We start from the raw sequence: 7,697 nt of genomic DNA, 5'->3' as shown, positions 1-7,697 counted from the left end.
ATGGGGCGACCGGAGGCCGCGGGAGACAAGGTGCGACACACGAGGGGGGGGGGAGGGGGGGACATACCCACGCGAAGACCAAGGACACGGGCCCCCCCCCCCCCCCCCCCCCCCCTCCCCTGCGCCGCTCCCGTCCTCCCCGCGTCTACGGGGCCCAGGGGGCCCTTCCCTCCAGGACCAGCCGCCCCGCCTTCCGGTACTCGCGCCGGGCCCCCGCCCGTACGTCCTCGCCGGTCACCGCCGAGCCACGGGCCGCGGCCAGGTACCCGGCCGTCACCGCGGCCGACCGGATCGCGCCGCCCGCCAGCTCGAACTCCTTGGCGCAGCGCTCGATCTCCCCGGCCACGTCCGCCGCCTTCGGAGTGCCCGCCAGACAGGATTGCCACAGCGACACACGCTGCCCGGGGTCGGGGAACGGGAAGTCCACGACCACGTCGAGCCTGCGGGTGAACGCGTCGTCGATGTTGGCCCGGAGATTGGTGGTCAGCACCGCGATCCCGTCGAACGCCTCAAGCCGCTGCAGCAGATACGCGCTCTCCAGATTGGCGTACCGGTCGTGCGAGCTCTTCACCTCCGACCGCTTGCCGAACACCGCGTCGGCCTCGTCGAAGAGCAGCACACAGTCCGTGCGGTCCACCTCGACGAAGATCCGCTCCAGGTTCTTCTCGGTCTCGCCGACGTACTTGTCGACCACCGAGGAAAGGTCCACCACATAGAGGTCCAGGCCCAGTTCGCCCGCCACCACCTCGGCGCCGAGCGTCTTGCCGGTGCCCGACTCCCCGGCGAACAGCGCGACGACACCGCGTCCGCGTCCGCCACCGGTGCGCAGCCGCCACTCGCCGAGCACCCTGTCCCTGTGACGGGCCCGCGCGGTCAGCTCATGGAGCAGGCCCAGGGGCTCCTCGGGCAGGACGAGATCGGCGAATCCGACCGCGGGCCGGATCCGTCGGGCATGGCTGTCGAGCAGCGGCGCGGAGAGCAGCCGGGCGCTGTGCTGCACGTGCGCCAGGGTCGGCGCGGTGCCCTCGAAGGCGGCGAGCGCCCGCGCCGTACGGGCCGCGCGACGGATCTGATCGCTGCTGAGACGGTATGCCGCAGTGGCCTCGGTCAGATCGAAGTCGCTTTCCAGTGGCCCGAGTTCACGCTGCCACAGATCTGCGGTGCCGGCCGTGCCGCCCGGCGCGTCGAGAGCCAGGAGCTCCACGTCCGGCGCCCAGCCGGGATCGGGCGCGTCGGCGCCCGCGAGCACCACCGTCGTACCGGACGAGGCGAGCGCCCGCACCAGCGGACCGGGCCGCGGTGGCAGCGGCTCGACGACCACCGCGGCGCCGCGCAGCCGTGCCTCACGGAGCACCACCCGTGCCACCGCCGCGTCGACGCCCTCCGGCCGGTACCGCAGGACGGGCCTCCCGGCCGCGAGCAACGCTGCCACGACCGCGTCGGTGGCGGCCCCCGGCACGCGCTCCCGCAGATGTACGGTGACCGGCCCGGCGGCGACCACCCGGGCGCCGAGCGGCGTGGTCGCCACGTCCTGCCCCGCACCGGCGGGGCTCGACGCCGGCAACTCCACGCCGACCCCCGACAGACGGGCGTCCATCCGGGTGTCGTCGCCCAACAGGTGCGCCACCACCCGCTCCGGCACGTACAGGGCCCGGCCCGGCAGCGGCCGGTCCTCGTCCTCGACGTCGAGCAGGCCGCCGGAGCGCAGCGGCGCGTCCGGATGGAAACGGTCACGTGCGGCGGGGTCGAAGGGGCCGGTACCCGCGAGGTCGAGGGCGAGGGCCATCGTGGCGCGGCGCCGCCCGACGTCGTCGTTGAGGTACCCGTACAGCGCCTCGAAACCCCGGTCCACATCCGGCGCGAGCGCCACGAGCAGGATGTGCGCGTCGAGCGGGGACAGACCGAAGGCCCGCGCGAGCGTGCCGAGGCGATCGTTCCCGCCGAGGTCCGGCAGCGGGCCGTCGACCCCGTGCACCTGGTGTGCCTCAGACGTCTCATGTGCCTTGTGTGCTTGATGAGCTTCGTCGGCTTGGTGCGCCTCTTGAACCTCGCGCGCCTCAGTCACCTCGTACGCCTCATGGGCGTCCGGTCCCGCGGCGATCCGGCGTGCGGTCTCCGCGGACACGTAGAGCCCGCGCAGCGGATCACCGGCCGTGGGATCCCCGGCACTGCGCACGTCGACGAGCGCGCCGACCCGCGCGCGCAGAACGGCGAGGTGTTCGAGCAGCGGGGAACCGAGGACGGCCCGGCGGTCGCTCATGCGCCGGCTCCGTCCCGCGCGCCGCCGCCACTGCCGTTCTCCAGCGCTTCGAGGCCCTCCGGGGCCTCGAACGCCACCGCGCTCTCCTCGACCACTCGGGACTCCTTCGCTCCCGTGGGCGCGTCGGGCGCCCCTGCCTGAAGGGTCACCCGCGCCGCGCCCTGGCGCCGCATCGTCCGCGGCCTCGACGCGACGGGCACACCCGAGACGCCACGTACGACGATCTCCCCCTCGGTCACCGGCGGAGCCACCGCGTACACCGGTGTCACGGGGAACGGCGTGGTGATCACCACGTCCAGCGAGGGCTTCAGCTCACCGCCGAGCGCCGACCAGATGTCGGCGAGCGACCGCGACTCGGCGGGCGGCACCGCGACGGAGATCGGCAGCGACGTGGTGATCGAGCGCACCGACTCGGGCACCGCGTCCTCGGGCAGCACCTCGTGCGGAAGCAGCAGCGCCATCGCCCCCGACAGCAGCCGGTGCTCGTCCTCGGGCCGGGAGGTCCAGGCGGTCACCAGGTACGAGAGCCGGAACCAGCGTGGTGGCAGGCGCTTGCGCGTGACGACGCCCTGGGCGTCCCGTTCGGCGTAGGCACCGCGTTCGCGCCGGGCCACGTCCTCCCGGATGTCGTACAGATAGGCGTTCAGGGTCGGGGCGTTGCGGCGGGCCGCCCAGTCGCGGGTCGGCGCGTCGAAGGCGACATCGCCCTCGACGGCGGGCGCCAGCAGCCGGCGCAGTCCCTCGTCGATCTCATGAAGCATCAGATGTAGCCTTCGCGGAGCGCGTACGCGACGGCATGCGCCCGGTTGGTGAGCTGCAGACGCGTCATCAGCGCGTGCAGGATGTTCTTGACGGTGCGCTCGGAGTAGGCGAGCTTCTCGCTGATCTGCCGGGTGTCGAACCCCTCGGCCAGCAGCCTCAGGACGTCGACCTCGCGCGGCGCCATCCCGAAGAGCGGCGCCGCCGCTCCGGTGGCCGCACCCGCCGTCGTCGCCCGCTGCAGGCGCCCCACCTGGTTCAGCAGACGGCTGACGAGGTCCGGCGGAAGCTCGCCCTCGCCGCGCGCCGCGCTGTGCACGGCACTCAACAGCCGCTGCTCGGTGGCCTGATGGCGCCAGATGATGGCCCGCACCCCGTACTCGACGACGGCCAGCAAGTCGGGCTCGCGCAGCTCGCGCGCCACGAGTACGACGCGCTGGTCCCTGCCCCGCAACAGGCGCCGCAGTTCGGCCGTGGTGGGTTCGTCGATCCGCTCGGCGAGCATCACCGCGACCGCCGGGGCGTCCCGGCACGCGTCGTCCTGGTCAGGGACCACGTCGACGGTCGGTTGATGCCTCAGATGGCTGATGAGCCCGGCCCGACTGAGTGGGTCGGACGCGTGGACGGTCACCGTCACCCGCTTGGTGAGCACTTCCGCTACCTGCTCCTTCTCACTCGCCCCGACCGTCCGTGCGCGGCCGCATGGCGAGGTCCCCGTGGTCTGCTGATTACTGGTCTGCTGTCCGTGGCCGGCGTGCCGGCCACGGTGGTCCCTTCCAGGTTCCCGTGCGCCGCTCACGTCCCGCTGCCGCCGCGCTAACGCATCGCTGTCGTCCCCCAGGACCCCCGCCCGCGGGTCCTGAACAGCCAATTCGTCTGTGGCACAGCTCACTTGTGGGTGGCCGCCATCCGCTCCACGTCCGTCATCAGCGAATCCAGCCACTCCACGGCCGCGTAATACGGCCGAGGAGCACCGGGCGGCTCGGCGGCGAAGTCGGCGAAGTCCCGTGCGCCGACGGCGACCGGGGCGCCCGGCGTGTCGCCGATCGGATCCAGACGGGCGGAGACCAGCAACATGCCCGCGGCCACCCGGTCGCCGATCCGGGTGACCGCCTCGGCCGGCTCCGGGGGCAGGGGCGGGACCACGGTCGGCTCGGGCGGCACGAGCAGCCGGTCCGCGCCCCACAGCGTGTGGTGGCCGGACAGCAGGGCGGCCTGCCAGTCCTGGGGGTCGTCCTGAGTCTCCAGCGCCTTCGGCTCGCTCCGGTACTGCGCGTACGCAGACTCCGCCATGATCAGGGCGTGCTGCAACGACCGGTGACCCGGCGAGGTGGCCACGGGGGCACGCGCACCACCCGCGGCGAGCTGCGCGGTCGTGGCCACGACGGTCTCCGCGGCGGTCCGGAGCATCGTCGCCACCGACCGCCGCAACTCGTCGTGGGCCCCCTTGGGCCAGGCGAGCAGACCGAACACGGCGCCGACAGCGCTGCCGGCGAGCACGTCGAGGAGCCGGAACTCGGCGAGCCGCCAGGTCGCGGGGGCCAGCTGGGCGAAGACCAGGGCGACGACCATCGTGAACATCGCCTGGGCCCACCCCACTCCCTTCACCGGACCCAGCGTGAAGGCGACCAGCATCAACGGCGGCAGCGCGGCGGCGTACACCGTCGTGTCCGTCCCGACCAGGGCGAGCAGCGCGGCCACGACGACCGCCCCCACCAGGGTCCCGGTGAGGGCCACCCGCACCGTGCTCCGCGTCTCCCGCGCCGTCGTACGGGTCAGGGTGAGCGTGGCGAGGAGCATCCAGAATCCGTGCGGCAGCGTGTCCAGGCCTGCGATGGTCCGTGCCGCCGCGAGTGCCAGCGCGATGCGCACCGCGTTCTGGAAGAACACCGACCGCTGCCCCGCATGCCCGGAGAGCCGCCGCCACCACAGCTGGGGTGCCCGCATCCGCGCGTACCAGAACCGCCCCGGAGCCGCCGCCCGTGCGGCCCTCCCCCGGACGGCGATCTCCGCCGCCGTGGACATGGCCAGCGCGGCATCGGCCACTTCCAGGACTGCCGCGTGGCGGCGCAGCCCGGCGGGCGTGGCACCCGGCTCGGCGCCCCCGGCCAGGGCCCGGCGCACCTCCTGGAGCCGGGAGAGGGCGTCTCCTGAGACGTCGTGGCCGCGTAGCAGGGACGCGGTCTCCAGACACGCGTCGCGCACCGCGCGCAGCACCCCGGGCCACCTCCCGCCCTCCGCCGGGCCGCCCGGCGGAGGCGGCAGCGACGCCAGCCGCCCCAGCAGGGTGCGGGCGGCCAGACCGGTGTGCGCCAGGGCCCGGGCCCTGACACCCGGACCCGCGGGCCGTTCCGCCTCCGGCACCCGGGAGGACCGCAGGCCGCCGCTCAGCTCCCGGGCGGCCCGCAGCGCGGTGTCGCCGAGCGTGTACGGGGCGGAGGCCAGCTCGTCGGCGCAGTGCCCCGCCCGGTCGGCGGCCCGGGCGGCCAGCTCGCGGTACGGGGCGCCCGGCGCGCGGTCGGGCAGCAGGAACGCCTCGGCGAGGATCAGCAGCGCCAGGCCGACCGTCGCTCCCACCAGCCGTTCGCCGAGGGTCTCGGGGACGTAGGGCGGAAAGGACGGCAGGATGTACATCAGCTGCAGCCCCGGCGCGGCGCCGGCCGGCCGCGGCCCTCCCACGGCCATGAAGGTCAGGACGAATCCGACGACCAGCATGCCGAGGACCGCGCTCCACGTCCGTACGGACAGGTAGGTGCCGATCGTGATCAGCACCCAGCAGGCGGGCACCACGGGCAGCAGGGTCGCGGCCCGCTGCCGCCCGGTGCCGGGGATGTGCGACAGACCCGCCATCGCGACCGCGGCGAAGAGCGCGTAGGTGGCGGCCACGGCCGAGTCGAAGCCGTACAGGAAGAGGTAGAAACCGGCGGTGGCGGCGAGCGTGACGCGCACCGACCGCCGTACGGCCGCCGCGTAGGCGGGCGGGAGCCGGGCCTTCGACAGCCGCACCCCGGGAGTGCCACCCATACCCCCAGGATCCACCGGGACGCCCGGTCCGGCATGCGGCGACCGTCCGCCCTCGCGTCGACCTGCGGGTCCGGAGGCGGCGGAGGAGCTCGGGAGCAGGGGGCGGGGCACACCGAGTACGGGAACCTGAGTACCGCTACTCATGCGCGCGTCCCCCGCGGGTCGGCATCGTGACGGCCATGACCCGACACTCGCTGGGCTCCGACCGGACGGGCGACCACGCGGACCGCGGTGCCGACATCGGCGCCGGATGCGGCCTCCTGCTCCTGGAACTGTCTCTGCTGGTGGTGATCTTCGGCGCGTGGCTCCTCACCGGGGTGTCGTTCGACCCGGCCGGGCCGGGCCGGACCGATCCGTTGTCGGGCTATCTGCCCTGGGCGGGCGGGGTCGGCCTGCTCGCCTTCGCCGCGACGGTGATCGCCGCCAAGGTCAAAGCCGTGATCACCGTGATCAGTCAGGGCTTCATGGCCACGCTCGTCGCCGTCGTCATCGCCGGCGGGCTGACGGCGCAGCACCGTGAGGACGCGCGCGACCGTCCCGTCACGGAGCGGCACGGCACGTCCGTGGGCTGCCGCAGCGGCGGCGACAACAGCGAGTGCGCCCGGACCGGAGGCTGAGCGGGTCGCGGGCGCTCACGCCCCGGCCAGCAGGGAGGCGCCGAGCGGGGTGAGGCTGTGGAGCACCGACGGGCCCGTCCTCACGGTGGTGATCAGACCCGCTCCGCGCAGGACCCCCGCGTGCTGGCTGGCGGCCGCGAGCGACAGGGCGGCGCGCTCGGCGAGCGCCGTCGTGGTGGCGGGGGACCGCAGCAGCGCGAGTACCTGCGCCCGGCTGCGCCCCAGCAGCGCCGCGAGCGCCTCCGGCCGGTCACCGGACGCGTCCGCCCGGCCCGCGCCGGCGCCGTCGTCGTACAGGGGATAGACGAGCACCGTCGCCGCCTCCGGGCGGTACATCACCATCGGGCCGGTCGCGAACCAGGACGGAACGAGGAGCAGGCCCCGCCCGCACAACGGGATGTCGTACGTCGAGGCGGACGGCAGGTGCAGCGTCGGCGGCTGCCAGTTCCACGTCGTGCCCAGCGTGGTGAGGAGGGCGTCGACACCCCCGCGCAGCAGCATCTCCGCCCGTAGTGCCCGATCGGTCAGGGCGTCGCCGCGGATCCGTGGCCAGAGCGGCTCGATCGCCGTGCGGAAGTAGCCGCGGGCGTCGTCGACCAGCGCGGCGGAGGCGGCCGGGGCGCCCTGGGCCAGGTCGTGGGCCCATCGGCCGGGGCGGCCCAGGCCGCCGTTCCAGCCGGAGACCTCCGGTATCCCGAGATCGAGCGCCAGCCGTTCCGGCGGCGTCGAGGCGGCCGACTCCAGGGCCTCGGCGAAGTCGTGCGCCGAAGGTTGCAGCAGGAAGTCGGGGACGAACCCGTCCTCGGAGAGCAGTTCGGCGAGAACGCCCGCCCTGAGCCTGGGGCCTCCCGGCAGGGACTCGTGCCACTGCCGGGCCGCGGCCCGCACCCGCCGACCCCGGCGCAGGCCGGGACGGAGGCCCAGGCGGAGGCTCAGAACGGTCTCCGACAGCGCGTTGGCCGCCGGAGCGAGCGTGATCCGACGCAGATCGGCGGCAGTGAAGTGAAGGCGGATCATGCCGACCGATTATCGGCCCC

At 74.3% G+C, this 7,697-nt stretch carries 6 protein-coding genes; 1 reads left to right on the top strand and 5 read right to left on the bottom strand.

All coding sequences use genetic code 11. From position 1 onward, the window contains the following. Window positions 1-145: 145 nt before the first annotated feature. The 4 genes from ACZ4XX_RS29620 to ACZ4XX_RS29605 form a co-directional block, all read right to left on the bottom strand. On the bottom strand, window positions 146-2,260 hold the full coding sequence (locus ACZ4XX_RS29620; RefSeq protein ID WP_468510926.1) for an ATP-binding protein: 2,115 nt from the start codon (window positions 2,258-2,260) through the stop codon (window positions 146-148). Beyond that, complete coding sequence (locus tag ACZ4XX_RS29615; RefSeq protein WP_468510925.1) at window positions 2,257-3,021, bottom strand: Pvc16 family protein; 765 nt, start codon at window positions 3,019-3,021, stop codon at window positions 2,257-2,259. The genes ACZ4XX_RS29620 and ACZ4XX_RS29615 overlap by 4 nt, the downstream gene beginning before the upstream one ends. Further along, window positions 3,021-3,671: a helix-turn-helix transcriptional regulator gene (locus ACZ4XX_RS29610; protein WP_468510924.1), complete on the bottom strand. Its 651-nt coding sequence runs from the start codon at window positions 3,669-3,671 to the stop codon at window positions 3,021-3,023. Before ACZ4XX_RS29610 ends, ACZ4XX_RS29615 begins: the two co-directional genes overlap by 1 nt. 236 nt (window positions 3,672-3,907) lie before the next feature. Continuing rightward, a complete protein-coding gene (locus tag ACZ4XX_RS29605) occupies window positions 3,908-6,043 on the bottom strand; it encodes an FUSC family protein (protein ID WP_468510923.1) in 2,136 nt (711 codons plus the stop codon). Between the two features lie 179 nt (window positions 6,044-6,222). On the opposite strand from ACZ4XX_RS29605, the gene ACZ4XX_RS29600 reads away from it, so the two are divergent. Further along, the gene (locus ACZ4XX_RS29600) at window positions 6,223-6,660 is read left to right on the top strand and encodes a DUF6234 family protein (RefSeq protein ID WP_468510922.1); all 438 of its coding nucleotides are present in this window, start codon (window positions 6,223-6,225) and stop codon (window positions 6,658-6,660) included. 15 nt (window positions 6,661-6,675) lie between these two features. On the opposite strand, the gene ACZ4XX_RS29595 is transcribed toward ACZ4XX_RS29600, so the two are convergent. Next, on the bottom strand, window positions 6,676-7,677 hold the full coding sequence (locus ACZ4XX_RS29595; RefSeq protein ID WP_468510921.1) for an ArsR family transcriptional regulator: 1,002 nt from the start codon (window positions 7,675-7,677) through the stop codon (window positions 6,676-6,678). Window positions 7,678-7,697 lie beyond the last annotated feature (20 nt).

It is taken from the genome of Streptomyces sp. NPDC029956 (assembly GCF_055574655.1).
This window is presented reverse-complemented; position numbering and strand designations above follow the sequence as displayed.